We start from the raw sequence: 25781 nt of genomic DNA on the forward strand, positions 1-25781 counted from the left end.
GGTAAGCCTTTTGTGACGTATCTCCTGGTTAGATCGCGTCAGAGCGGGTAACGACCACAAACGGGCCCTGCTCGGTGACTGTGAAACGAGGATCGTCGAACAGTTCCTTGGGGAACGTGACCGTGTAGCGGCGGACGTTCGGGTCGTTGGGGTAGACATCCTCGGCCAACCGCAGTGTGTACCCGTCGGCGCCCTGGCGGAAGACGAAGGCGTCGGGACTGCGCCACGGCGACGCGTCCAGCGCAGCTATCAGTTCGTCAGGGGTCTTCAGTTCCGACCACTGCTCGATCAGTGCGGCGCGGGCACGGAAATCGGCGAGGGGGTTTGCGTAGTGCGACGTCAGACCTTGGAAACCGAAGTACGGGTAGAAGCTCAGGAAGCCGATGTCGGCGGTGAGTACCACCGTGTCATGGGGTTCACGTCCCAACTGTTCGCGGATGATCCGGTCGATGTCCGCGTAATTGGCTTCGGCCCCGGGAGGTCGCTTGTCCCCGCGCTCGCCGTTGCCGTCGGTATCGCTGTATGCCACAGCGATATCCGGCGCCAGCACCTGCGGGATGTTCTGCGCGAAGGCGATGGCTCCGATGACACCGAGTGCAACCAGTACCGCTTTGACGCGGGGATTTTCGCTGGTGGCCAGGACGATCCAACCGGCGAACTCGAAGAATCCGAACACGCCGGCGGCCGCAAGGAGTCCGATCAGGACCGGCTCCAGTCGAAAGCCGAGGAGCGTACTGCCGGCGACGGTGAACGTCATGGACAGCAGTGCCCACAGGTACACGGCAATGACACCGATACCGAGTGCCCGGGCGCGGCGGGAGAAGAGGAAACGAGAAATCAGCCAGACCGTGCCGAGTAGGCACAGTCCGCCGACGAGCGAGAAACTCAGCATCGGGAAGGGCAGTACCGCACCGGAATCGGGGAGGTAGTGCATTGCCGTGCCGGATTCTGCAGTGGCACCCGAGAGTGCCTTCAACAGGTAGGGCGCCCAGACCGTCAGAGCGACCAAACCCGAGATCACCGCGATTGCGGCGAGCCTGACAAGGGGACCCAGTGCGGCTTTCCACGTGTTCTGAGCGCGGGCGGCAAGTACTGCGGCAACGACTGCCATCAGAGTCACTGCGAACGCGGCGAATCCGAGATACAGCGTGTAGACGGTTGCGGCAAAACCGAGGAACAGACCCGTCCCGAGTATCGCGCCGGCACCGGCGAATCGAGACGCCCCCGGCCGGTCCAATGCGCCCCACGCGAGGATCAGCACCGGCGGGATCAGGAGGTTGATGACGGCGCCGTACGCCTCGGGGGAGTTGTACGCCAACACGACTGCAGTGACGGCCAACGCTGCGACTACGGCCCAATCGCGTCGAATCAGCTTGGTCCACAACACGAGTGCAACGACGGCGACGACAGCCAGCGAGCCGATCGCGTAGGGCTTGAAGGCTTCCCAACCGTCCATGCCCAGCAGGTTCGCGACGCGTCCACCGATCCAGAACCAGCCGGCCGGGTAGAACGGCGGCAGATCCACGTACGTCATGTCCTGCAGCGCAGCCGAATCCGTCAGCCGGGTCAGGTACTCGGTCCGGAACTGCTGATCGACCGAGACGCCGTGCAGATACAGACTCGTCGCGGCCAGGGGAAGTCCGAGCGTCGTGGTGACGAAACCGGAGAGCCCGGCCCACGAGAGGAGTTTTGCGACCCGCTCGGCCTTGCGGGCGCGGAACATCAGAACCGCAACACCGACCACTGCGATGCAGAGCACCTGCAGCACCGTCGTGACGGCCTGCGTGACGTTGGAAGACGTGAACGCCGGCCACTGCACTCGGCCGAAAGCAAAGAGCCCGACAGCGGCTACAACAGCGGCGACCAGCGCTCCGAGGGCCATTTCCACCACCGTCGCCGCGGCATTACGCCACGGCGACGGGGTCGAAAGTTCTGTACTCGGAGCAGTTGTTGTTTCTGGCACGGGAGGAGCTTAAACCGGCAACTTCCGGAAGATCGGGCGCGGCACGTGGCGAAGACCCATCATGACGAAGCGCCACGGGCCGGGAGTCCAGACGATTTCCTTGCCCTTGTCCGAGGCGGCAACAGCGAGCTTCGCGACGATGTCCTTGTTGACCGTCAGCGGAGCTTCCTTGACGTGGGCGCTGAACTGCGTGCGCACCATGCCGGGACGGACGACGGTGACCTGCGGTCCGAATTCCGCGAGAGCCTCGCCGAGTCCGAGGTAGAAACCGTCGAGGCCCGCCTTGGTCGATCCGTAGACGAAGTTGGCACGCTTGACGCGCTCGCCGGCAACCGACGACATCGCGATGATCTTGCCGAAGCCCTGAGCCTTCATCTTCTCGCCGAGAAGAACACCGACCGAGACGGATGCGGTGTAGTTCACGTTTGCGACCAGAACCGCCTTGCGCTGGTTCTGCCACAGCTCTTCGGAGTCACCGTCCAGTGCGAAGGCGACGATCGCGACGTCGACGTCCCCGTTCGAGAACGCCTGGTCGATCACCTTCGGGTGCGATTCGAAATCAACGGCGTCGAAGTCGATGAGCTCCACCGAGGTGGCACCCTTCGCTTCGAGCTGCTTGACCGCAGCTTCGCGTCCCGGATCGCCGGGAAGTGCCGCAAGAATGACGCGGAGCGGCGCCTTCTTCAGGTATTCCTCACAGATGGCGAGGCCGATCTCGGAGGTTCCACCGAGAAGCAAAACGGTTTGCGGGTTACCTACAGCGTTGATCACAGTTCCAGCCTTCTGGACATATCGGAGGCGAAAACGCCTGTGGGGTCGTACTTGCGGCGCGTCGCGATCCACTCGTCGATGCGCGGGTACATGGCGTGGAAGGTTTCCGCGGACGTCCGCGAATCCTTGGCCGTGTACAGGCGCCCACCGAATTCGAGGACACGCTTGTCGAGTTCGGTGACGAACTCGTTCAGGCCCGGCTTGATGCGGAAGTCGACGCAGATGTTCCAGCCCGGGATCGGGAAGCTCAGCGGCGCCTGGTTGCCCTCGCCGAACAGCTTGAACACGTTGAGGAACGAGTAGTGCCCGCTGCGCTGGATGTCGACGATGATCTTCTTGAATTCGTCGACGGCCTCCGGCGGAACCACGAACTGGTACTGCAGGAATCCGTTGGATCCGTACGCCCGGTTCCACTCACCGAACATGTCGAGCGGGTGGTAGAACTGCGTCAGATTCTGGACCTTGCCGCGGTACTTGCCGGACTTGCGGAACCAGACCTCACCGATCGCGGTGAAGTTGAACTTATTGGCCAGCCCGTTGGGGAAGACGTCGGGGAACGTCAGCAACTGCGGCGCATCGAAGGCGAGCGGGTTCTTCTGCAGCTTGGCCGGAAGCTGGTCGAGCTTCGCCAGAGATCCGCGCGAGACTGCCGCACGGCCGAGCTTCGGGGGCGCGGAAATCGCGTCGAACCAGGCGCTCGAGTACTCGTAGTTGGCCTCGCTGCCGTCGCTGTGCAGCGCGATGGTCTCGTCGAGGCTGTTGGTGACGTCGCCGTCGGCGATGAAGTACGCCGTCTCGGTCGGTGTCATCTTGATGGTTGCCCGCAAGATGATGCCCGTCAGGCCCATGCCGCCGATCGTGGCCCAGAACAGTGCGGCCTTCGGGTCGTTGCGCCCGCCCTTGGGGGTGAGCGTGCGAACCTTGCCGTCGGCCGTCAGTAGATCCAACGACACGACGTGGTTGCCGAAGCTACCTGCGCTGTGGTGGTTCTTGCCGTGGATGTCCGAGCCGATGGCGCCGCCGATCGTGACCTGGCGAGTACCCGGCAGGACCGGAACCCACAGGCCGAACGGCAGAGCAGCCTTCATCAGCTGATCCAGATTCACACCGGCGTCGACGTCCACCAGGGCGGTGTCGCGATCGATGCGATGAATGCGGCTGAGTGCATTCATGTCGATGACCAGCCCGCCGGCGTTCTGCGCCGGGTCGCCGTACGAGCGGCCGAGGCCACGCGCGATGACGCCGCGTCGCAGATGCGATGGCTTGGAATCGTTCTGTTCCGCAACCTGGGCGACCGCGTTGGCGATCACTTCCACGTCGGGGGTGGACAGCACCTGTGCGGTGGTGGCGGCGGTGCGTCCCCAACCGGTGAGGGTGCGGGCTTGGGTGTGGAGAGCCGGCTGCGGCGTCTCTTCTGCTGTCGTGGACATCAAGGTAGAGGTTACCTGGGAGTAGTGCCGACGGCTCCGACTCGAGTGGTTACTCTCGTCGTCGTGCCCGAAACACCTGCAAGTCACCAGCACGAACCCCATGTCCCGCTGCCCGTCGAGATTCCTGTCACGACGGACATCGCCGACGACGCGCTGGACCTGAAAACGCAGATCGTCCGGTTCGTCGCGACGGGTGGGCTGTCGGCGGTCGTGGACTACGGGCTGTATGTGCTGCTCCTCGCGTTGGGGTTGCCGCGCGTCGCCGCAAAATCGCTGAGCTTCGTTGCGGGCACCACGACGGCGTACCTCATCAATCGTCGGTGGACGTTCAAGGCCGAGCCTTCTCGCGCCCGCTTCATCGCTGTAGTCGCGCTGTACGCGGTCACTTTTGCGGTTCAGGTCGGACTCAACGAACTGATGGTCCATGTCTTCGACGAGCATTGGTGGCGGACACCGCTGGCCTTCGTCATCGCGCAGGGCACCGCGACGGTCATCAACTTCATCGTTCAGCGGGCAGTGATCTTCAAGATCAAGTAACGGTTCGGGGTGGATTAGCGCATTCGTCCGGTTTCTCGAGAGAGAATCGAGCGCATGATCATCGTTCTCGATTCTTCGGCCCTGACCAGGGGTGTACGGTTCGACACTGCCATCGCCGACGCTCGCGCACTCGGACACCGCGTCGTCGTGCCGCGATTGGTTGTCCTCGAGGTTGCGAGTCGCTACCGCGAGGAATCGGCGGAGATGATCGCGGCCCTGAGCGTCCAGGCGCGCATGTACGACCGACTGGGGTTGCGGCGCGACCTCACGAGGTTCGTCGACGCTGCTCACGACAAGGCCGACGGCTACGTCGACGACGTGATCGAAGACCTCGTGGCGATCGGCGTCGAAGTGGTCGATCCAGTCGACGTGTCGCATCTCGAGGTGGCCGAGAGGGCGATCTCGCTGCGTCGGCCCTATACCGACAAGAAGAAGCGAGACGGCTACCCGGCGACGCTGAACTGGCTGACCGTGCTCGATCTCGCCCACCGCAACCCGGAGGTCGACGTCATCTGGGTCAGTTCCGACGCGCGGGCATACGGCGACGGCGAAGACGGGGTCTGGCACGCGGATCTCGCACGTGAACTGGCATCGCGCGGCCTCGAGTATCGGGTCCGCTGGGCGTCGGACATCCCGGTGATCGACGGACCGGTGCAGGTGGAGCAGGTGGCTGAGGTCGCTGAGGTCGCGCCCGAGGCCCCGGTTGCTCAGGGCTTCGTGGAGCCGGAAGCGGTCGTTCCAACAGAGATTCCCGAACCCGAGGTTCCGGCGGCGCCCGTCGTTCCGGAGGCACCGGCATCAGCTCCCGCACCCAAGCCCGTACAGCGCGCAGCGCGGACGAGAGTTGCGCCGCAGCGCATCGAACCCGCCCCGAAAGCTCAGTCCGGTGGACTGCGCGGCCTGGGCAAGGTCATCGGCGGGCGGAAACGAAAGGTCACGATCGTCGACGATCTCGACGAAGTCGACCTCTTCGGTGCCTGATCGCTTCTAATCTGGACAGATGTCTCTGTTGCCGACAGTCAGTCGTAGGACCGGAACTCGATACGGCAGGCCGAGTATCGAATCGCAGGTCCTCTACAACGCGTGTCGATGGATGCTTCGGCCCGTAGTTGGGATCGCGCCGCTGACGCCTGGCGCAATGCGCCGCGCCGCAGTTCTGGACTCGGCCGCGGGTGTACGCATTCCCTCCGGGATCGATCGGGAAGCGATTCGTTTTCCAGGTTTCGACGGCGAACTCGTGCGCACGGCAGGCTCGACGGCTGATCTGCGCGAGGGTGTAGTTCTCTACCTGCACGGCGGCGGGTTCATGTGCTGCGGGCTCAACACGCATCGGCCGGTCGTTGCCGGCATCGCCAAGCGAACCGGCCTTCCGGTCCTGCACATCGCATATCGGCAGTTGCCGAGCACGAGCATCAGCGGGTCCGTCGACGACTGCCTGGATGCGTACCGGTGGCTCCTCGAACAGGGAGCCTTGCCGGAAAAGGTTGTCTTCGTTGGTGATTCGGCCGGAGGTTTCCTGGTCTTCGCGACGGCGCTTGCAGCAGTTTCCGCGGGGCTCGAGGTTCCGGCCGGTCTTGTCGGCCTCTCGCCGCTCCTCGATCTCGATTGCACCACCAAATCGGTCCATGCCAACGCTCGACGCGACGTGATCGCCCCGGTGTCGGCATTGATGGCGATCGGAAAGCTTGGCGGACAGACGAACTCGCCCGTCGACGGCGATCTTGCCGCTTTGCCGCCGTCGTTGCTGATTGCCGCCGAATCCGAGGTGCTCAGAGTCGATTCGGAGGTGATGGCGCAACGGCTCGCCGCCGCGGGGGTGCCGTGCTCGCTGCAGATCTGGAACGGCCAGGTTCACGCGTTTCCCGCCGTGTGGCCTGGCTTGCCGGAGAGCCGGGCTGCGTTACGCGACGTCGCCAGGTTCATTCGCACCAGGCTCGATGCGGTCCCGCCCCAGGAGTCACGTGCGCAGTGACGCGACAACTGCCCGTGCGAGGGCGTCGGCAGATCCAGGGGCGAATGGCAGAAAGAGTTCGGGCTCGATCAATTCCACTTCCATGAGCAGTGGTTGATCCACCGGACCCACGACGTCCACACGCGCATAAAGCAATTCGCCGGGGCCGCATGGGGTCGCGGCCAGTGCCGCGTCGGCCACCGCGAGTTCGGCGGCGGAAGGCTCGTGGAGGTAGTTGGTTCCGCCGTGGAATTCCTGCACGCGGAAGTCGTTGGTGGCCGGGATCTTCCGGACGGCGTGGGAGTAGCGTCCGCCGAGGTGGATGATCGAGCGCTCGCCGTCGACGACGTCCGAGATGAAGGGCTGGACCAGAGCGTCGTTGCCACTCTCGAGGATCGAGGTGAGGTGAGCGCGGGCCTGCGCGGACCCGGCGGCAAACTTTCCCACTCCGACAGCGCCGGCGGACACGGCAGGCTTGACGATGACCTCGGCACCCTCGAACGAAGGGAGGGTGAGTGTTTCGCTCTTTCCGGCAGCGATCACAGCGGTTGGGACGATGGGGACGCCGGCCGCGGCAAGTTCGGTGAGGTATCCCTTGTGGGCGTTCCACTCGACGATCGGGAGCGGGTTGGCGATCGGGGCGGTCAGCTGATCGAGAACGGCAAGAAATTCGTCGAGGCGCTGGGTGTAGTCCCAGGTCGACCGGATCAGAACCAGGTCGGCGTCGATATCGAGGAGGGACGGGCTCGACCACGGCGCCATCGTCGACGCAATGCCGTAGGAGGTGAGAGCTTCCATGACGAGTTTGCTTTCGACATCCGCCTCGCGGGCGGCGCCGTCACAGGTGAGCAGGAGAACCGTGGTCATGCCACGATGCTTTCACGGCTGGCGCCTTGTACGACTAGCGAGGTGGCCCCTCGTCGAGGACCAGCGAACCGGTCCCGGGTTGCCCGGTTGCGTCCACCCACGTCACCGCGACGGTGTCGCCGGGGCGGCGCGAGCTCATCGCCGCGTTGAGATCAGCGGACGACGCGATCCGGCTGCCACCGAACTCGGTGATGACCGCACCTTTGGTCAGCCCCACCCGCTCGGCCGGCGAATCGAAGCTCACGGCAACAACTTCCGCGCCGGCCGGCATCTCCGCGTGATCCTTGACTGCGACACCGAGCACGGGTGTCGGTCCCACACGCACGGTTTCGGAGGAGCGGCCACCGAGTACCTGCTCGACGATCGGTAGCGCGGTGTCGATCGGTATCGCGTAGGACTGAGGCGCCGGCGAGGTTTCGGTGCGGTCGGTGACGGCGTTGCCCGCACTGCTGACGCCGATCAGCTCGCCAACGGCGTTGACCAGGGGGCCACCGGAATCGCCAGGCCGGATGTCCGCGTCGACCTCGATGAGGCCCTTCAACTGGTTTCGCGATCCGTCGGACACGTTGCGGGTGTTGACGGTGACACCGAGGTTGGTGATGACGCCGGGAGCTGGGACGGGCACTCCGCCGCCTTCCGCATTTCCGATTGCGGTGACGGCATCCCCACGAGTGGCTTCTGCTGATTTGCCGACCACAGCCACCGGCAGATCCGTGGCGCCCGCGAGTCGAAGGACGGCAAGGTCGCTGACGCTGTCGTACCCGAGGATCTCGGCGTCGTAGATCAGTCCGTTGGACATGCTGACGGCAGTGACGTCCGAGGCTCCGCTGATGACGTGGTGATTCGTGAGCACAACTCCGTCAGGGGAGAGCACGATCCCGGTTCCGGCGGTGGTGGTGAATCCGGCCGGCGCGGTGATGGTGACGATGGTGGGGACCACCTGGGCCGAGAGCTCCTCCGGGGTGAGCGGAACAACCGGCGCCGGTGGGGTGGTCGTGATGACCGTGACGGGGGCGGACTCGATCGTGCCTGGGGTCAGAGGCGGTGCGGCCAGTGCGAGGGCGCCGAGTCCGGCTGCGAGAACGGCGGCCGTCCACAGACCGCGTCTGCCCGCACGTTTGGTCATCCAGCCGTCCGTCCCGCCGGTCGTCATCCCATCGAGTGTGAAAGGTGAAGATTACCGATTCGGCGAATCTTCGGCCACAAAACCGGGCAACAGACCGTCCGCGCGGAGCGTCGCCAGGGACGGTGCGGCGGCGTCCTTTGCGGAGAGCTCGTAGGTCAGGGGGTCGCCATTACGGTCCGTCTTCGGCCATTCGATCGCGAGTTCAGGATCGAAGGGATCGAGGTCGCGGTCCAGGTTGGGAGAGTATTCGATGCTGCACAGGTACATCACTGTCGATCCGTCCTCGAGTGAAAGGATCGCGTGGCCGAGGCCTTCCGCCAGGAACACCGCTCGTCGATCGACGTCGTCGATCACCACCGCATCCCACTCGCCGAAGGTCGGTGATCCGACCCGTAGGTCTACGACAACGTCGAGGAAGGCACCTTTCACGCAGGTGATGTATTTCGCTTGTCCGGGCGGATTGTCCGTGAAGTGGATCCCGCGGAGGCTGCCGGCTTCGGAAACGGAGCAGTTGGCCTGGGCAAGGTCGAGTGTGCGGCCGGTTGCGGCGGTGAAGGTAGAGCTTTTGAACCATTCGAGAAAGACGCCGCGGTGGTCGCCGAACTGCTTCGGCGTAATCTCCCACGCTCCAGCGATCTTCAGTGGACGAATTTCCACGTCACCATTCCTTGCCGTGCTCGATCAGTTCGAGTAGGTAGTGGCCATACCCGGATTTGCCCAATGCTTCTGCCTGAGTGCGCAATTGGTCGGAGTCGATGAATCCCTGACGCCACGCGACCTCTTCGGGTGAACCGATCTTGAGACCCTGGCGGTGTTCGATGGTCCGCACGTAGTTTGCAGCCTCGAGCAGGGAATCGGGTGTTCCGGTGTCGAGCCACGCGGTTCCGCGGGGGAGGACGTCGACGGTGAGTATGCCTGCTTCGAGATAGCGCTGATTGATGTCGCTGATTTCGTATTCGCCACGCGCAGAGGGCTTCAGCGTGCGTGCGATGTCCACGACGTCGCTGTCGTAGAAGTAGAGGCCGGGGACTGCGTAATTGGATTTCGGTGACGTCGGTTTTTCCTCGATGGACACTGCTCGACCCGAGTCGTCGAATTCGACGACGCCATAGGCGGTCGGATTCGAGACCCAGTAAGCGAACACGGCTCCGCCGTCGATGTCGGAGAAACGCCTGAGTTGGGTTCCGAGGCCGGGGCCGTAGAAGATGTTGTCGCCGAGGACAAGCGCCACGGATTCCGATCCGATGTGATCCGCGCCGAGTGTGAATGCCGTTGCGAGGCCGTTGGGTTCGTGCTGGATCGCGTACGTGAGATTCACACCGAATTGTGAGCCGTCGCCGAGAACTCGTCGGAATTGCTCGGCGTCGTGTGGAGTCGTGATGATCAAGATGTCGCGAATGTCCGCGAGCATGAGAGTGGAGAGCGGGTAATAGATCATCGGCTTGTCGTAGACAGGCAAGAGTTGCTTGCTCACTCCGAGGGTGATCGGGTGCAACCGCGACCCGGTGCCACCGGCCAGAATGATTCCGCGCATGCGTGCAGTGTCCTGCACTCCTGCCCGCCGATGCAAACGGGACATGGCGAATTCTGCCGCTAAAGTGGGAGTTCGTTCGATGAACCTGAGGAGATGAAGTGCGACTACTGGTCACCGGGGGTGCCGGCTTCATCGGTGCCAATTTCGTTCATCAGACGGTGTCGACTCGTCGCGACGTGGAAGTCACGGTTCTCGACGCTCTGACCTACGCCGGAAATCGCCAGTCCCTGGCGTCCGTCGAGGACCGGATCACGTTTGTTCACGGCAACGTGGCCGACGAGCCGCTGGTCGACGATCTTGTCTCGCGCTCCGACGCAGTCGTGCACTTCGCCGCCGAAAGCCACAACGACAATTCCCTCGCCGATCCGGAACCGTTCCTGCGGACCAACGTCATGGGTACTTTCTCGCTCCTGCAGGCAGTGCGTTCGCACGGGGTCCGCTATCACCACATTTCCACCGACGAGGTGTACGGCGACCTCGAACTGGATGATCCGGCGAAGTTCACGGAGACGACACCGTACAACCCGTCGAGTCCGTACTCCGCGTCCAAGGCGTCGAGTGATCTGTTCGTGCGTGCCTGGGTGCGCTCGTTCGGGATCGCGGCGACCATCTCCAACTGCTCCAACAATTACGGCCCGTACCAGCATGTGGAGAAGTTCATCCCACGCCAGATCACCAATCTGCTCGACGGGGTGTGTCCGCGGTTGTACGGGGAAGGTCGCAACGTCCGCGACTGGATTCACGTCGAAGACCACAACCGCGCCGTCTGGGACATCCTGGACCGCGGAAAGTCCGGCGAGACTTATCTGATCGGCGCCGACGGTGAAACCGACAACCGGACGGTGATTGCGGCTCTGCTCGAAATTTTCGGACGCAAGCCGGACGATTTCGACTTCGTCACCGACCGCCCTGGTCACGATCTGCGGTATGCGATCGACTCGACGCGACTGCAGCAGGAGCTTGGGTGGAAGCCGCAGTACCGCGATTTCCGAAGCGGGCTGGAAGCCACCGTCGAGTGGTATCGCGACAACGAGCAGTGGTGGCGTCCGCAGAAGGCCGGCGTCGAGACGCAGTATTCCGCGTCCGAGAAAGTGGTCTGACCGAACGTCAGGCTTTGGTGGGGTCCGGCACCCGCGAGCGCTCGTGCACGAGTGCATTGCGCAGGCCCCGTGATCCCGACAACGCAGCCACGACGCCGGCAAAGACCTCACAGAGGGTGAACAGCAGCCTCGACGCCAGTGCGAGGCCGAGCGCGACGCCGGCATCCATGAACGGTGAAAGCGCTGCGACGATGACGGCTTCGCGGACACCGATTCCGGACGGGACGACAAAGACGAGGACTCCCGCGCACATACCGAGGGCGAGAGCGCCGATGCACTGGACGAGCCCACGGATTTCGAAGCCCGCCGAACTGGACGCGAGCAGCCACAACTGGATGCCGTAGAGCACCCAGCTTGCTGCGCACCAGCCCAAAGCGAGCGCAATCTTGTGCATCGTGAGCGGCTTGTGCAGCGGCGTGCGGCGGAGCAGTTTCAGCGCGAGGTTCACCAGGCGTGTGAGCACCGGCGGGTAGGCGCAGACCAATGCGATCGGTACGAGGATGATCACGCCGACCGCTGCCGCCGTGCTGACCTCGAACAGGGCAGGTAGACCGAAGAGGCCGACGACCAGCGCCGAAGTTGTGCTCAACCCCACCGTGACCAGCACTGCGACAAAGCCTGCGGCACGGGACACACCGGCGCGCCTGACGAGTTCCGTTTGCAGAACGAAGGCCCAGACACTGCCGGGAAGGTACTTGCCGAGTTGGCCGACCAGATAAGCGCGAGCGGCGTCGAAGGCCGGGATCGGTTGTTCGAGGGCGCCGAGTGCGTGCTGCCAGGCCCGCACTGCGGCACCCATACCGAGGAAGATGAACACCGACGAGGCGGCAAGCGTCCACCAGTTCAGCTCGGTGATCGTGTTCTTGACCTCGGACCATTGGGACTTCACCGCGAAGATGATCGCGACGACGATCGCGAGGGTGACGAGCACCTTGAACCCGTTGACGAGAAGGCCGCGCAGAGCGTTCGGCTGTGCGGCCGGTTCGACGTCTTCGACCGGTTGTTCAGATTCGGGAGAGGTACTCACGCGCCTGCATCCCGCCCGTTCGTCATTTCGCAGACGATACCAACCAGGATTTGTCTCGCTAAACCACGAGCGGTTTGTCGGCGCGTTCCCGCCACCAGGTGAAGGCTTCCGAGAGTGAGTCCGGAATGGCCGGTGACGTGCCGAAGCTGCCGGCGGCGTAGAGGTCTTCGATTGCGGAAATATCCGCGTCCGAGATACCTGATCGGCTCATTCCGATCCGGTTGACACCGTTCAACGACACCGGGTTGCCGAATGCCTTCGAGAAGGGTGGAACGTCCTTGACCACGACGGTTCCCATCCCGATCATGGATCCGGAGCCGATGATGCGGCGTTGGTGCGCGACAGTGTGCATGCCTAGGTTGACGCTGTTTCCGACGCTGACGTGCCCGGCAAGCGTCGTGCCGGATGACACGACGCATCGGTCACCGATCTGCACGTCGTGCTCGATTCCCACTCTGTTCATCACGAAGCAGTCTTCGCCGATCTCGGTGCGGCGTTCGCTGCCCTGATGGACGGTGCTCAATTCGCGAATCGTCGTTCGAGCACCGATTCGAATTCCCAGACCGGCGCTGACCGACCAGGATGTCGGGTGTAGCGCGCCGAGGATCTCGGGGGGAGCTCCCAAGACCGCTCCCGCGCCGATCCAGCACTCGTCGCCGATCTCGAGTGGGCCGGTCAGCACGGCGTTCGGTCCGACCGTGACCCCTGCCCCGATCAGTACGTCGGCGCCGATGACGGCGGTCGGATGGATGTGGCAGTCGGCTCGTTCAGACATGCGGGTTCCGGAATCCTCTCGAAGTATCGAATCGTGTTTCGATACGCTTCCTGGGTTGTCGGGGTATTTCGTTCCGACGACGGTCGGATGAATCTATCGGAGGTAACTCAGTGATCGCGATATCCAGTATCTCGTTCGGGGAAGAAGTCGAGCGCGAGGTGCTGGACACTCTGCGATCGGGGATCGTCGCGCAGGGACCCAAGGTGAAGCGGCTCGAGGACGAGTTCGCGGCGCTGGTCGGGACGCGACACGCGGTGGCGGTGAACAACGGCACGACGGCGTTGATCGCGGCTCTGCAGGTCCAGGATCTTCAGCCAGGTGACGAGGTTCTGACCACGCCGTTCACGTTCGTGGCCACGCTCAATGCGATCCTCGAGGCAGGCGCGACGGCGAGGTTCGCCGATATCTCCGAGTCCGATTTCAATATCGACCCGGCGGTCGCTGCCGATCGAATCGGGGACCGCACGAAGGTTCTGATGCCGGTTCATCTGTACGGACAGTCGGCGGATATGGGCGCATTGATGCCGCTGGCATCGAAAAACGGTCTGACTGTCGTCGAGGACGCCGCTCAGGCCCACGGAGCGACGTACGACGGGCGAGGCGCCGGCAGTTTCGGTGTGGGTTGCTTCTCGTTCTATGCAACGAAGAACCTCACGACCGCCGAGGGCGGAATGATCACGACCGACGACGACGCGATCGCCGATCGACTTCGGGTCCTGCGCAACCAGGGCATGCGGGCGCGCTACCAGTACGAGATGGTCGGCCAGAACTACCGGATGACTGACCTCCAGGCGAGCTTGGCTCTGCCCCAGATGGCGACGTACATGCAGCAGGTCGAGGCGCGCCGCCGGAATGCGGAGGCCTTGCGTGTCGGCCTGAAGGACGTCGAGGGACTGATCCTGCCGAGCGAACTGTCCGGTCGTGGACATGTCTGGCATCAGTTCACCTTGCTGCTGGCCGAAGACGCACCGATCACTCGCGACCAGTTGAGTGAGCGTCTGGCCGCGAAGGACATCGGTAGCGGCATCTACTACCCGAAGGCCGTCTACGACTACGAGTGCTACCGCGAGCATCCGCGCGTCGTCATCGACGAGACGCCGGTGGCCACTTCGGTCGCGTCGCGGTGCCTGAGCATCCCCGTCCACGCTGCGTTGTCCGCCGGCGACGTCGATCAGATCGTTGCCGCGGTACGCGGCGCCATGGAGGCCTGAAAAATGACTGCTAGCAAGCCACGTATCGCTCTTGTCGGATCCGGTCAGATGGGCTCGCTGCATGCGCGGGTCATCGCGCAGTCGCCGCTGTGCGAGTTGGATCTGCTGATCGAGCCGCGCGAGGAGCAGGGCAAAGCTGTTGCTGCGCGGTTCGATACGCGTTGGGCCGCCGATTTCGACTCGCTCGACGGTATCGACGCCGTGGTGATCGCCGCGGCTACGCCGGCGCACTACGAGTTGGCCGGGCGGGTTCTCGATCTGGGTAAGCCTGTCCTGGTGGAGAAGCCGTTGGCTGCGACGTACGAGCAGAGCGTCGACCTGGTCGATCGTTCGCGCGCGTCCGTTGTTCCACTGATGTGTGGACTGCTCGAACGCTTCAATCCTGCTGTTCGCACCGCCCGCGAGTTCTCCGGCGATGTGTGGCAGGTGAACGGTATCCGCCACTCGCCGTTCGTTTCCCGCATTCCGACGGGTGTCGCGACGGACCTGCTGATTCACGATATCGACCTTGCCATCGGATTTGCCGGCTCGGAACCCAGTTTGGCAAAAGGGGAGTTCGGCTACTTCCACCCGACGTCCGTGCAGAACCGGTCGGAAGATTGCGCCGACGCCGTATTGCGCTTCGGATCAGGTGCTGTTGCAACGATTTCCGCGAGCCGGATCAGTCAGCGCAAGATTCGCCAGCTGTCGTTGCTCGAGGCCGATCGACTCATCGAGATCGATCTCTTGCGTCGCGACATCACGATCTACCGGCACATCGACGACAACATGCCTACCGATCGGGACGGCTACCAGCAGCAGACGGTCATCGAAATTCCGACGATCCGCTACAGCGAGGAACCGCTTGCCGCGCAGCTGACGCATTTCCTCGGATTGGTGCAGGGCACCGGTGACGCAGACGGTGAGCGAGCGTCGATTCTGCCCGCTCACCGCGCGGTTCACGAGGTGACGGAATCTGCGTTGGCTGCAGCGTTGTCGTCCTGACCGCTGCGTCGGCGTCGGAAGGCCCACGCTCCTTGAGACAGTGCCAGGAGCAGTCCGACGCCGGCGACAGTCCAACCGAAAGTACTTCCGGGTGGACTGAATTCGATGGTGAGGGTAGATCCGGATTCGGCGCTCGGCGGTAGATCGACCTGCAACAACCCGCCGGGGCTGGCCTTCGTCTCGACCGTCTGACCATCTACGGTCGCGCTCCAACCCGGCCAGGCCAGCAGGGCGAATGTGACCGTGCCTGATCCGGTGTATTCGACGGTTTCCCTGGTGTCCGTAGCGGCGGCATCGCCACGCACGTCGAGACCAGGCGTCGTTGCCGATACGCGACCGTCGGGCCACTGATGCTCGGTGGTGCGATGGCCGACCGTGACCACCCGATCCGGCGATACGGTCCACTCGCCCTCGGGTAGGGCGTCGAGGGCGCGTTTTCCGCCGTACGGTCCGGAATTCTGAACGACGACCGTGTCGACTCGCATCGCGTCGAGCCAGGACACACCCGTTCCCGGCGATTCAGCGAGCAGTCGGTCGACGCCGTCCGGACACTGGACGCCGCCGTAGTAGTTCAAGCACAGTGCTTGAACGAAATCGTTGTAGCTGATTCCGGCGTAGCTGTTGACGGCATTGACTCCGGCAGGCTGCCAGGCGCTGCCGAACAGGAGGTCACCCCACTGCCCGGTTTCGTTGTCCGGCGGGATGTTGACGGGGTCGGCGATCGCGAAAGTGGTTCCCTGGTAACGGTCCTCGAACTTGGACTCCAGGAATGCCACCTGCCTGGGGAACTTCCACGGTGTCACGTTGTAGTTTCCGGTGAACCAGAAATTGGTCTGAGCACTGAGCACGACGACGATGCCGACAGCGAGTGCACCGGCGAGGTAGCGGGGCTTTCGGTAGGCCACGACCAACGCGAAGACGGTGAGAACCACGGTGATTATCAGTGATGCCGAGTGAATACCGATGTCTTCCGGGACATTCGACCAGGCAAGATAGAACTGAAGTGCCAACAATCCCGCGGTGATGATTGATCTTGTCCGGATTCGATCACGATGCAGTCCGGCAGAGAGGGCGACCGCCGTGACCACGATGGCGGGCAGTTGACCGTACTCGAGCAGTCGCGCGGGCCAACGGAAAAGCCACAGATTCGACGGTCCGAGAAGTAGTACGACGTAGATTCCGCCGAAGACGAACAGCGAGACGCTGTGGCGGCCCAACTTCTTCAGTGACTTCCACTGAATCCACGGTGCGAGCGGTATGAGGAACCAGGCCAGGTACACCAGTGGAATCGTCATGGCAGGCGAAGCGAAAGCGGTGACGTACGGCTGGTTCGACGGGCCGGAGAGGTTGAGCAGATCACCGAGATCGGGTCGAAGCGAACCGTCGTTCGCGATTCCGGACTGAGTACGCACCGACACGCCGGTGGTGAAGAGCAATGGTAGATACACGATCAGCGACATCATGATGATCGCTGCCGCGCTGATCATCAGTGATTTGATGCTGCCTGCGCGTTTGATTGCGATGCATTCCGCTATGACAGCGAGGTAGACGACCGCGACACCGACAGCGCCGTACGGGTTTCCGGTGGTCATCGCAAGATAGCCGAAAACGATCGGTACCAGGGGGTTCACTCGGCCGAGGGCGCTGGCGCGGGTAGACCACCAGACGTGGGGGATCCAGGCGAAGGCGATCAGCCCGGACGCCCAACTGGAGGCGTCGAAATAGAGCGTGTATCCGGCGAACGGCATGGCAAATCCGGCGATGAAAGCCATCGACCGATTGGCGCCGTACTGGCGGGCCACCAGATAAACGCCTACCGCGAGAATCGCCATGAATTGCATCTTGACCAGGGTGATTCCGATTCCCAGGTTCGGAATGAGTGCAATGGCAACCGAATCCAGAAGGATCACGGGATTGTATGTCCCGTAAAGGGCTTCGGCTGTGACATTGCCGCCGGCCCACAATTCGGGAATGAGCGTCGGCCATGACCCGGACAGGATTCGCTCGCCGATCGTGTGCCAACCAGGCGTGAAAGCTGCTGCGCTGTCGTCCCAGTAGTAGAACCACCGATTGGAGATCAGTGGGATGGCGGCGACGATCGACACCAGAGCGGCGAGAAGAATTGGCGGCACCACGCGTTGTGCGAGCGGTAAGTCAGATTTCACGATGTGCTTTCGTCTTCGAGTCGATGGCTGTTGTTCGGAGCCTGGGTCGTGCTCTTTTTCTCGGAGCCTGGGCTGCGCCTTGTTTCTCGGAGCGTAGTATTCCGACGAGTTCGAACTGCAGTCGGGGAAGTAAGGAGATCGGGACGTGGCGACATCGCGAACGGAACCCGTTCGTGGGGAACCAGCTACGCCGGAACTCTCGGTGATCATCCCCGCATACAACTCAGGCGAGGTGCTGGAGTCGACGGTGCGTCAATTCGCCGACTACTTCACCAACCGCCCCGCCGAGAGCGCCGGTCAGGTCGAGATCATCGTCGTGGAGAACGGTTCGACGGACAACACTGCCGACGTGTGTGCTGCTCTGGCAGCTTCCTGGTCTTGGCCTGGAGTGACCTTCCTGCCGATGAGCAGCGACAAAGGGATGGGCGCAGCGCTTCGCGCCGGGACGCTAGCTTCTCGTGGACGACGCGTGTTGCTCACCGCGGACGACCTTCCGTTCGGTTTCGGTGACATCGAAGGCGCCGACCGCGTGATGGCGGATCGAGGGTCCGTCCCGCCGGTGGTCATCGGTTCGAAGGCTCATTCGGAATCAGAGGTGGAACGTGGCTTGCTGCGTTCGGTGATGACGGGTGGATTCGCGACGCTGCGACGGGTGGTGCTGGGTACCCGCACGGGCGACCCGCAGGGAACTTTCATCGTCGACGGTGTCTTGCTGCGTCGAATCGCACCCTCGTTGACCGAGCGTGGCTTCCTTTTCACCACCGAACTGGACTACGCCCTCGAATTGGCCGGAGTACGCCCGGTCGAGGTCCCGATCCGACTCAGCGACGATCATCTGGCGCATGCGAGCCGTATCTCGCCCAAGGACGTGATCCAGATGGCGAAGGGTTTGTTGTCGCTTCGTCGGCGAAAGACCGAGCTGCGGGCGGCCGCTGCAGTGAGTGATCGCTAGGAGTAATCGCGGGTAATCGCGGGTAGACCTGGTGTGTCTCGGTGCCCGGGGCGCCGAGGTGCGGATTCGCGATACCCTGCGGGGCGTGGATACCGTGAACACGACCGATGACCAGTCCGATTCCGGAGTCGAGTTGATCGAACGCAGCGCGACGTCGGATCGACTGCTGGCGCAGCGGACGTTGTTCACCGGAACTTCGCCCGTCGCCAGTGACGAACTGTATGCGGTGACCAAGGTCGGTATGTCGACGCGATCGCGGTTCGAGTTGCGGCTTCAGCCGGGCGCGGTCGCGCACACCAATACCTTCTTCGGTCGTTTTCCGGCCAGCTACTGGCAGCGCTGGACCAATGTCACCGAGGTCACCGTCACTGCACATGTCGTGGCCGATACCGCTTGCCGCATCCAGATCCAGGCCTCGGACATCGGTGGCCACCGTCGTATCGTGACGAACGTCGTCGTGACCGGCGACGAGCGAGTGTCCATGACCGCCCCGCTCGATACTTTCGTCGACGGCGGGGCACTGTGGCTGCAGTTCGAAGCGCAGGGTGGCGGCGCAGTGGTCGACGATGTGGAATGGACCGTCGTCTCGCCGGAGTCGATTCGCCCGGTAGCCGTGGCGATCTGCACATTCAATCGTGCGGACGACTGCGCGCGCACGGTCGAGGCCCTCGCGTCCGACGAGCGTGTACTCGCGTTGCTCGACGCTCTGTACGTCGTCGATCAGGGAACGGATCCGGTAGAGAGCCGTGAGCTGTTCCAGGAAGTGTCGAAGAAGTTCGGTTCGCGGTTGCAATATCTGCGGCAGGCGAATCTGGGTGGTGCCGGCGGATTCACCCGGGGCCTGTACGAGGCTTCGGCGGCCGGGCCGCACGCCGACGTGATCTTGATGGACGACGACATTCTGTGCGAACCCGAATCGGTTCTTCGACTGAGTGCGTTCGCGAACATGACGACGGAGCCGGCGTTGATCGGTGCCCAGATGCTCTTCCTGTTCAACCCCGACTACCTGTTGGCTTCAGGTGAACGCGTCGATCTGGGCACGCTTCAGCGTGGTGTACCGACCGATGAGCACGGTGTTCGCAACCGGAGTGTGCTCGAGAAGCTGCCGGAACGTCGCGTGGACGCCGAATACAACGGCTGGTGGTCTTGCCTGATCCCTGCTGAAGCCATCGAGCGGATCGGCTTGCCACTGCCGGTCTTCTTCCAGTGGGACGACGTCGAGTACAGCTTGCGGGCCGGGCGGGCCGGGATTCCCACCATCACGTTGCCGTCGGCTGCTGTGTGGCATGCGGACTTCTACTGGAAGGACGTCGACGGTTTTGCGCACTACTTCAGTACGCGCAACGGACTCATCACCGCTTCGCTCGACCCGGGGTTCGCGCCCAAAACGCTCGCGAAGCAACTCTCTCGCGACATTTCGCATTCGATCGTCGGGTTGCAGTACGGCCTTGCACACACGCAACTCCGGGCGATCGAGGGATTCCTCGAGGGGCCGGAAGGTTTGGCGGACGGTGGGCAGGAGGCGCTTGCCGCGATCAACCAGGAACGTAAGCGCTTCCCCGAGACGGTAACTCGCCCGGCGTCGGAGCTGCCGGGAAGGCTGCCGATCCGTCGCGTTGCGCCCAGCCCGAAACCCGGTTTGTGGACAGACCTGGTTCTCGCGAAACGTGCTGTGATGCAGGCGCGCAATCATCTGGAGCGGGGCCCGGTGGCGATCTCGTACGAAGATGCGCAGTGGTGGCACGTCGGACGTTTCGATCACGTCTTCGTCACCGATGCTTCGCAGGGAGGCGTGCGTGAACGCCGCTTCGACAGCGAAAAGGCCGCCGAGATGAGCGGCCGCCTCGCCGGCGTCATGAAGCGGTTCCTCGCCGAAGCACCAAGTGTGGCTGAAGCATTCGCTCGCGAGTTCCCGCAGCTCACCAGCCGCGAGAACTGGGCTCGACTGTACGAGAAGTGAGCCTCAACGCACTATCTTGGCGATGACCTGCTCGTTGTCGACGGTGTACCCGAGATATTCGAACGAGATGCCGGTGCGTGTGACGAACTCCGTCCACGCCCGGTACTCGTGCTGCTGCCACCCGGGATAGTTGAAGAACTCGTCGAAGACGACGATCGACCCGGGGACCAGTCGGTCGCCGAGGAGATCGAGCACGGTCTTGGTGGACGAGTAAAGGTCGGCGTCGAGGTGCAGGAACGCAACGGGGCCGGATTCGTCGTTCAGGAACGAGGGCAAGGTGTCCTCGAAGAGGCCCGGAACAAGTTGCGCTCCAGGCACTTCGGGGATGGATTCCTGTGCGAACTCGCCGACCGGGAACCCGGTGCGCCAGGTCTCCGGAAGGCCGGAGAACACGTCGAAACCTGCGACGGTCCCCTCGCGTTCGGTGAAAGCCTCCGCGACGATCCTGAGTGTGGTTCCGCTGGCAACACCGAATTCGAGTGCCATGCCGGGGATTTCGATCAAGCCCAGTGCATGGCGAAGCGTGTCGTGTGGGTGGGCGAACGTCTCGGCGACGCGAAGGTGTTCGAGGATGAACTCTGCGGTCGATGCCGTCGCTTGCAGGTCGACGGCGTAGGCCAGATCCCGTCGCTGACGAAATTCCAGTTCGTCGATCCTGGACCGGAGGCCCGCGATGTCACCGCGGGCCCCGGCCAGTTCGTCACGTGAGAGCGTCAGCGCATCGAGGATCTGTTGCGTGCGATCTGCGTTGCGCCGGTCGGCGGCCTCGACCACCTCGGATACCGCACGCTGAAGCTTGGTTCTGGCGCTGGAACGGAACTGCTCGAACATGGCAACCTCTCGTCGGGATCACTCCCATGCTGCCAGGCTTTGTTCGCTACCGGTCCCGACCGCGGTAGTGACTCTTGAGTTGTCGGGAGATCACCTTGATCTCCCGCGTCCTCTCTGCCTGCAGACGAGCATCGCTTCGCGCGGCGTTCCATGCATTCTCTCGCTGTAGTTTCCGGTAGCTCGCAAGTCTCCGTTCGTCGATATCGCCGCGCCTGAGTGCGCTCAGGACTGCGCATCCCGGCTCGGAGTTGTGTGCGCAATCGGAGAACCGGCACCCTGCAATCAGCTCCTCGATCTCGGGGAACGTCTTGTCGATCCCCTCCGCCGCGTTCCACATGCCGACCCCTCGCAGGCCGGGTGTGTCGATCAACGTCCGGCCGCCGGAGAAGGGGATCAGTTCTCTCGTGACGGTGGTGTGGCGTCCCTTTCCGTCGCCGGTCCGAACGCGACCGGTCTCGAGTCGATCGGCACCTGTGGTGTCCGCGAGGAGGGCGTTCGCGAGCGTCGACTTACCGGCGCCGGATGGACCGAGTATCGCCACGGTGCCGTCCAGAACTGCATCGAGTACATCCATTCCTTCGTTGGTCTCGGCACTCACAGCCAGCACTGTTGCGCCGGGCGCAATGGCAGAGACCTCGGCGAGAGTGTCGGAGATATAGTGAGCTGCATCCGATTTGGTGAGTGCGACGACAGGGGTTGCACCACTTTCCCAGGCGAGTGCGAGTAGTCGCTCGATGCGCCCGAGATCGACGTCGCCGTCCGAAGCTGTGGCGATGACGACGGTGTCGACATTGGCCGCCAGAATCTGGCCTTCCGATTTTCCGGATGCCGAGGATCGAACGATGCTGCTTGATCGAGGGAGTATCGAAGTGACCGTGCGCATCTCGGGTTCGCGTGAGTCCCGTAACTCGGCCACGGCGACCCAGTCACCCGTACAGAGTGGATCGCTGCCGCTGAGTGCGCGAACTGTGCCTTCGGCGACGGCCACGTCACACCGCCCTCGGTCGACGCGAAGAACGCGCCCGGGTGCGGAGTCCGGTGGGGCCAGGGCAGTGAATGTGTTCGAGAGTGTTGCGTTCCAACCGTATTCGGTCAGGGGCGTGCTGTTTTCCGACATGGTGAGTGTGTCCTCGAGTACGAAGAAGTGTGAATGTTGACGGTGCTGAAACTGCGGAACACGACAGTCATCAATACTCACTCCTCGAAAATCTCAGGACGCACCATGCGTCGGATCAGAATCGTCTCAGCCGCAGACGCGACTGTGCAACTGAATTAACTCGGGGCGGCCGACTTAACTCGGACGTTCGAACTTCTCTTCCCGGCCGAGCTTGCGCAATCGCATCCACTCGCGCAGTCCTGCCGGATCGCGACGGGTGATCAGGAAGTACCAGCCGAACCGAACCCATTCCTGCGGAAGCAGTTTCCGCATTCCCGGTTGGGAGAGGATGTATCCACGGTTGCGGTACGTGAAGTAGCGCTTCGTGTCGTTGTCGGGGTACTGCGTGTGCATGCGACCGCCGAGGATCGGCTTGAACTCGTCCGCGCCGTTGGGGTGGACGTAAGCAGTTTGCAGGCAGGTGCCGAACTTCAGGCCGGAGCGGACGAGGCGACGGTGTACCTCGACCTCGTCGCCGCGGACGAACAGGCGTAGATCCGGAACTCCGACGGCATCGATCGCGTCGGCTGTGAACAGTGCGCCGTTGAAGAGAGACGCGATGCCTGGCAGGAGATCCTCGTCGCCGAGCTCGGAACGCAACCGGCGCCACGACGTGCCGCGGCGCAGTGGGAACGCGAGGCGGTCGGGGTTGTCGATATCGCAGACGACGGGGGAGACCTCGGCCAGGTCGTTTCGAATTGCACAGTCGAGCAGTGTTTCCAGGACTTCGGGTCCCTCCGGGCGGCCGTCGTCGTCGGCGAGCCAGACGCGGTCGGCACCGAGCGAAAGTGCGTAGAGAATGCCCAGAGCAAATCCTCCGGCACCGCCGAGGTTGTGCTGAGAACCGATGTAACTGGTCGGCAGTGGAGCGTTGTCGACGAGCTCTTTCACATCGGCTTCGTCGGCATTGTCGACGACAACCAGGTGATCGAGCGGACGCGACTGGGTGCTGAGAACCTTCAAGGATTCGGCCAGCAGTTCACGACGCTTGTGAGTGACGACGACCCCGATGATTTTCTCGGGTGCGCTCACGGGGTGTTCTCCCGTTCCATTTCCTTGATCACGTGGCGCACATGTTCGGCGGCGTCGTCACCTTCGTAGGCGCGCACGACGTCTTCGATGTCGCCTTGCATGCGGATCTGGCCGTGGTCGATCCACATCGCGCTGTTGCACAGCTGAGCGAGGAATTCGTTGGAGTGGCTGGCGAACACCAGGATGCCGGAGCGTTCCACCAGCTTCTGCAGCCGGATGCGGGCCTTCTTCATGAATTCGGCGTCGACGGCACCGATGCCCTCGTCGAGAAGGAGGATCTCAGGATCGATACTGGTCACGACGCCCATGGCAACGCGTACGCGCATGCCGGTGGAGTAGGTGCGCAACGGCATGGAGAGGTATTCACCGAGTTCGGTGAATTCGGCGATCTCGTCCATCTTCGCGAGCATCTGCTTGCGGGTCTGACCGAGGAACAGGCCGCGGATGATGATGTTCTCGTACCCGGAGATTTCCGGGTCCATGCCGACACCGAGGTCGAAGACGGGTGCGACGCGCCCGCGAATGCTGGCGGATCCCCGGGTGGGTTCGTAGATTCCGGAGAGCAGGCGCAGCAGGGTGGATTTGCCGGCGCCGTTGTGGCCGACGAGCCCGATGCGGTCGCCTTCCTTGAGCGTCATCGTGATGTCGCGGAGCGCTTCGACGACGACGACATCGGAGTCGTTGCGGCCGATGGATCCTCCGGCCTTGCCGAGGAAGGCCTTCTTGAGCGAGCGGGATTTCGCGTCGAAGATCGGGAAGTCGACGCACGCGTTCTGCGTGTGGATGCTGACTGGCTGACTCATGTGTTTCCTCTAGACCCAGTAGGGCACGCGTGCCCGGTACTTGCGGAGTGCCAGAATCGCGACGGCCCAGCCGACGACGGTGAAGGCGATGACGATGTACCAGTGGTATGCCTGCTGGTCGGCCCCGATGAGTGGTGCTCGGATGATCTCGAGGTAGTGGTACAGGGGGTTGAGCTCGGCGAGTCGCACGCGCCCTGCGGCTTCTGGACTTTGATCCTTGAGAGCCTGCGTCGTCCACATGATCGGCGTCAGCACGAACAGCAGCAGGGTGAGGCTGCCGAGGATGGGGGCGATGTCGCGGTACCGGGTGGAGAAGATACCGAAGACGATCGAGACCCACAGCGTGTTCGCGACGATCAGCACGAATGCCGGTATTGCCGCGAGCGCCGTCCAGCTCATGTTCTGCCAGATACTGAACGCGAACAGAAGAACTATGTAGATCGCGAAGTTGTGCGCGAAGAACAGCACCTGTCGCCAGACCAGGCGATAGACATGCACACTCAACGCCGACGGCAACTGCTTGATCAGGCCCTCGTTGGCGATGAAGACCTCGGAGCCTTCGAGGATGCTTGCACTGATCAGGTTCCACACGATCAGCCCGACCGTGACGTACGGCAGGAACTCCTTGAGCGGAATGTTCAGCAGCGCAGAGTACAGAAGACCCATCGCGGCGGCCTGAACGCCGGTGGCGATCGTGATCCAGAACGGTCCGATCACCGACCGGCGGTAGCGCTGTTTGATGTCCTGCCAGCCGAGGCTGAGCCACAACTCACGCTGATTCAGACCGTCGCGAAGGTCTTTGAACGCACGACGGAACGTCTGGGAGTCGGACACGGGCGCAGGTGCGTCCGGCGTCTCGGATTCGATTGCGGATGCTGACACGGAGGTCGAGCCTACCGGCCTGGCGTCGGCGCCGGATTTCCCTCGGACCTAGTGGTGGTCCGGGTTACAGATACTGGCCGGTTCCTGGGCTCTGTTGGTCCGGATGTGCAGGCGAATGCGGAGCCCCGATGCTCATGCCGGGAGGCAGTGCGCCCTGACGCATTTGTTCGAGCTGAGCGCGCGCTGCCATCTGCTGGGCGAACAGTGCGGTCTGAATTCCGTGGAACAGTCCTTCGAGCCAGCCGACGAGTTGGGCCTGCGCGATTCGCAGTTCGGCGTCGGAGGGAATGGAGTCGTCGGTGAACGGGAGGCTCAGTCGCTCGAGTTCTTCACGGAGTTCGGGTGCCAGGCCCTGTTCCAGTTCTCGGATGGACGAGGTGTGGATGTCCTTGAGGCGCTTGCGGCTGGCGTCGTCGAGCGGCGCGGCGCGCACTTCCTCCAAGAGTTGTTTGATCATCGTGCCGATTCGCATGACCTTCGCCGGCTGCTCGACCATCTCGGCGACGGACTCGGCTTCGGATTCCGCGCCTTCGGTGGTGCCGGAGGTGGAGGCCTCTGCCTCGGCGGCCGGCATCGCGACGGGTCGACCGTCGGGTCCGATAACGAGTACCTGCTCTTTGTCGGGGTTCGTCATGCTTCCATCTTGTCGTGTGTGGGCGACAAACGCCGCGTAACCCCCAAAAAGTTAGCTATCGAATAACTGTACTGACGGGTAATTGGGTGA

The 25781-nt window shown here is 63.1% G+C and carries 24 protein-coding genes; 8 read left to right on the forward strand and 16 right to left on the reverse strand.

Annotated elements, in window-relative coordinates; genetic code table 11:
* Window positions 1-28: 28 nt before the first annotated feature.
* The 3 genes from GJB56_RS23520 to GJB56_RS23530 form a co-directional block, all read right to left on the reverse strand.
* The gene (locus GJB56_RS23520; protein WP_046379736.1) at window positions 29-1882 is read right to left on the reverse strand and encodes a galactan 5-O-arabinofuranosyltransferase; all 1854 of its coding nucleotides are present in this window, start codon (window positions 1880-1882) and stop codon (window positions 29-31) included.
* Window positions 1883-1972: 90 nt separating this feature from the next.
* Window positions 1973-2734 carry a decaprenylphospho-beta-D-erythro-pentofuranosid-2-ulose 2-reductase gene (locus tag GJB56_RS23525; RefSeq protein WP_019746424.1) on the reverse strand — a complete coding sequence of 254 codons (762 nt, stop codon included), beginning with the start codon at window positions 2732-2734 and terminating at the stop codon, window positions 1973-1975.
* Window positions 2731-4164, reverse strand: a complete 1434-nt coding sequence (locus tag GJB56_RS23530) for an FAD-binding oxidoreductase (RefSeq protein WP_003943934.1) — start codon at window positions 4162-4164, stop codon at window positions 2731-2733. The genes GJB56_RS23525 and GJB56_RS23530 overlap by 4 nt, the downstream gene beginning before the upstream one ends.
* A 63-nt stretch (window positions 4165-4227) precedes the next feature.
* Between GJB56_RS23530 and GJB56_RS23535 the strand changes: the two genes are divergently transcribed.
* The 3 genes from GJB56_RS23535 to GJB56_RS23545 are packed head-to-tail and all read left to right on the forward strand — an operon-like array spanning window position 4228 to window position 6673.
* Window positions 4228-4701 (forward strand): GtrA family protein, encoded by a 474-nt coding sequence (locus GJB56_RS23535; protein WP_074447111.1) that lies wholly within the window; start codon window positions 4228-4230, stop codon window positions 4699-4701.
* 54 nt (window positions 4702-4755) lie between these two features.
* The gene (locus tag GJB56_RS23540) at window positions 4756-5682 is read left to right on the forward strand and encodes a PIN domain-containing protein (RefSeq protein ID WP_113683454.1); all 927 of its coding nucleotides are present in this window, start codon (window positions 4756-4758) and stop codon (window positions 5680-5682) included.
* A 19-nt stretch (window positions 5683-5701) separates the two neighbouring features.
* Complete coding sequence (locus tag GJB56_RS23545) at window positions 5702-6673, forward strand: alpha/beta hydrolase (protein WP_113683455.1); 972 nt, start codon at window positions 5702-5704, stop codon at window positions 6671-6673.
* On the opposite strand, the gene GJB56_RS23550 is transcribed toward GJB56_RS23545, so the two are convergent.
* Genes GJB56_RS23550 through rfbA form a run of 4 tightly spaced genes read right to left on the reverse strand, consistent with a single transcriptional unit; the run spans window position 6659 to window position 10179 of the window.
* Window positions 6659-7519, reverse strand: coding sequence for an ATP-grasp domain-containing protein (locus GJB56_RS23550; protein WP_113683456.1), 861 nt, complete (start codon window positions 7517-7519; stop codon window positions 6659-6661). The two genes, GJB56_RS23545 and GJB56_RS23550, sit on opposite strands and share 15 nt — an antisense overlap.
* A gap of 34 nt (window positions 7520-7553) precedes the next feature.
* Window positions 7554-8645 (reverse strand): S1C family serine protease, encoded by a 1092-nt coding sequence (locus tag GJB56_RS23555; RefSeq protein ID WP_113683553.1) that lies wholly within the window; start codon window positions 8643-8645, stop codon window positions 7554-7556.
* A gap of 51 nt (window positions 8646-8696) precedes the next feature.
* Window positions 8697-9302 carry a dTDP-4-dehydrorhamnose 3,5-epimerase family protein gene (locus tag GJB56_RS23560; RefSeq protein WP_020968128.1) on the reverse strand — a complete coding sequence of 202 codons (606 nt, stop codon included), beginning with the start codon at window positions 9300-9302 and terminating at the stop codon, window positions 8697-8699.
* A gap of 1 nt (window position 9303) precedes the next feature.
* On the reverse strand, window positions 9304-10179 hold the full coding sequence (gene rfbA, locus GJB56_RS23565; RefSeq protein ID WP_113683554.1) for a glucose-1-phosphate thymidylyltransferase RfbA: 876 nt from the start codon (window positions 10177-10179) through the stop codon (window positions 9304-9306).
* A 98-nt stretch (window positions 10180-10277) separates the two neighbouring features.
* On the opposite strand from rfbA, the gene rfbB reads away from it, so the two are divergent.
* Window positions 10278-11279 carry a dTDP-glucose 4,6-dehydratase gene (rfbB, locus tag GJB56_RS23570; protein ID WP_113683457.1) on the forward strand — a complete coding sequence of 334 codons (1002 nt, stop codon included), beginning with the start codon at window positions 10278-10280 and terminating at the stop codon, window positions 11277-11279.
* Window positions 11280-11286: 7 nt separating this feature from the next.
* On the opposite strand, the gene GJB56_RS23575 is transcribed toward rfbB, so the two are convergent.
* Both GJB56_RS23575 and GJB56_RS23580 read right to left on the reverse strand, forming a co-directional pair.
* On the reverse strand, window positions 11287-12240 hold the full coding sequence (locus GJB56_RS23575) for a lysylphosphatidylglycerol synthase transmembrane domain-containing protein (protein WP_153211149.1): 954 nt from the start codon (window positions 12238-12240) through the stop codon (window positions 11287-11289).
* A gap of 124 nt (window positions 12241-12364) precedes the next feature.
* Window positions 12365-13081, reverse strand: coding sequence for a DapH/DapD/GlmU-related protein (locus GJB56_RS23580; protein WP_042950322.1), 717 nt, complete (start codon window positions 13079-13081; stop codon window positions 12365-12367).
* 110 nt (window positions 13082-13191) lie between these two features.
* On the opposite strand from GJB56_RS23580, the gene GJB56_RS23585 reads away from it, so the two are divergent.
* Both GJB56_RS23585 and GJB56_RS23590 read left to right on the forward strand, forming a co-directional pair.
* The gene (locus GJB56_RS23585; protein WP_042950324.1) at window positions 13192-14292 is read left to right on the forward strand and encodes a DegT/DnrJ/EryC1/StrS family aminotransferase; all 1101 of its coding nucleotides are present in this window, start codon (window positions 13192-13194) and stop codon (window positions 14290-14292) included.
* Between the two features lie 3 nt (window positions 14293-14295).
* Window positions 14296-15276: a Gfo/Idh/MocA family protein gene (locus GJB56_RS23590; protein WP_113683458.1), complete on the forward strand. Its 981-nt coding sequence runs from the start codon at window positions 14296-14298 to the stop codon at window positions 15274-15276.
* Here the strand turns inward: GJB56_RS23590 and GJB56_RS23595 are convergent.
* Window positions 15231-17441, reverse strand: coding sequence for a hypothetical protein (locus GJB56_RS23595; RefSeq protein WP_019746439.1), 2211 nt, complete (start codon window positions 17439-17441; stop codon window positions 15231-15233). The two genes, GJB56_RS23590 and GJB56_RS23595, sit on opposite strands and share 46 nt — an antisense overlap.
* 145 nt (window positions 17442-17586) lie before the next feature.
* On the opposite strand from GJB56_RS23595, the gene GJB56_RS23600 reads away from it, so the two are divergent.
* Both GJB56_RS23600 and GJB56_RS23605 read left to right on the forward strand, forming a co-directional pair.
* Window positions 17587-18393, forward strand: a complete 807-nt coding sequence (locus tag GJB56_RS23600; RefSeq protein ID WP_084324974.1) for a glycosyltransferase — start codon at window positions 17587-17589, stop codon at window positions 18391-18393.
* Between the two features lie 85 nt (window positions 18394-18478).
* Window positions 18479-20353, forward strand: a complete 1875-nt coding sequence (locus GJB56_RS23605; protein ID WP_054827092.1) for a glycosyltransferase — start codon at window positions 18479-18481, stop codon at window positions 20351-20353.
* A gap of 3 nt (window positions 20354-20356) precedes the next feature.
* Here the strand turns inward: GJB56_RS23605 and GJB56_RS23610 are convergent, their stop codons facing one another.
* From GJB56_RS23610 to GJB56_RS23635, 6 genes are all read right to left on the reverse strand, one after another.
* A complete protein-coding gene (locus tag GJB56_RS23610; RefSeq protein ID WP_084324975.1) occupies window positions 20357-21184 on the reverse strand; it encodes a TylF/MycF/NovP-related O-methyltransferase in 828 nt (275 codons plus the stop codon).
* A 46-nt stretch (window positions 21185-21230) separates the two neighbouring features.
* The gene (rsgA, locus tag GJB56_RS23615; RefSeq protein ID WP_042950330.1) at window positions 21231-22301 is read right to left on the reverse strand and encodes a ribosome small subunit-dependent GTPase A; all 1071 of its coding nucleotides are present in this window, start codon (window positions 22299-22301) and stop codon (window positions 21231-21233) included.
* A gap of 174 nt (window positions 22302-22475) precedes the next feature.
* Window positions 22476-23372, reverse strand: a complete 897-nt coding sequence (gene glfT1, locus GJB56_RS23620) for a galactofuranosyltransferase GlfT1 (protein ID WP_113683459.1) — start codon at window positions 23370-23372, stop codon at window positions 22476-22478.
* Entirely contained in the window at window positions 23369-24175 is an 807-nt protein-coding gene (wzt, locus tag GJB56_RS23625; protein ID WP_007731776.1) for a galactan export ABC transporter ATP-binding subunit Wzt/RfbE, read from the reverse strand. Before wzt ends, glfT1 begins: the two co-directional genes overlap by 4 nt.
* Window positions 24176-24184: 9 nt before the next feature.
* Window positions 24185-25057, reverse strand: a complete 873-nt coding sequence (wzm, locus tag GJB56_RS23630; RefSeq protein WP_019746445.1) for a galactan export ABC transporter permease subunit Wzm/RfbD — start codon at window positions 25055-25057, stop codon at window positions 24185-24187.
* A gap of 64 nt (window positions 25058-25121) precedes the next feature.
* Window positions 25122-25691, reverse strand: coding sequence for a bacterial proteasome activator family protein (locus GJB56_RS23635; RefSeq protein ID WP_003943894.1), 570 nt, complete (start codon window positions 25689-25691; stop codon window positions 25122-25124).
* Window positions 25692-25781: the final 90 nt, after the last annotated feature.

Source organism: Rhodococcus sp. AQ5-07 (assembly GCF_009707305.1).
In the GTDB taxonomy this organism is placed as follows: Bacteria; Actinomycetota; Actinomycetes; order Mycobacteriales; family Mycobacteriaceae; genus Rhodococcus_F; species Rhodococcus_F erythropolis.